Origin of the sequence: Pelomicrobium sp. G1 (assembly GCF_051905455.1) — a bacterium.
GTDB lineage: Bacteria > Pseudomonadota > Gammaproteobacteria > Burkholderiales > UBA6910 > Pelomicrobium.
Map to the genome: position 1 here is coordinate 1 of NZ_JBQACR010000578.1, position 238 is coordinate 238.

Here is a 238-nt window from a genome sequence, read left to right on the forward strand (position 1 = left end):
TTGAAGGGCGTGGCGCCACCGGAAGTGAAGACGACGGAAATCTACAAGGGGGTGATCCCCTTCATCGGGGTGCAGATCGTGGGGCTCGCCCTCCTCATGCTCTTCCCCGATGTGGCTACTTGGCTGCCCCGGTACATCGGCTGGCTCAAGTAGGCGGTTGCGGCGCATGCTCCCCGTCCTCGCGACGGCGCGGCCTCCGCGAAGCGTTTCCGTTGGAAACGGGCGCGACGTTTCACCA

The 238-nt window shown here is 64.7% G+C and carries 1 pseudogene; it reads left to right on the forward strand.

The window, feature by feature from the left end:
• Nucleotides 1-153 (forward strand): annotated as a pseudogene (locus tag ACTFO6_RS19700) (C4-dicarboxylate ABC transporter); the annotation flags it as partial.
• Nucleotides 154-238: the final 85 nt, after the last annotated feature.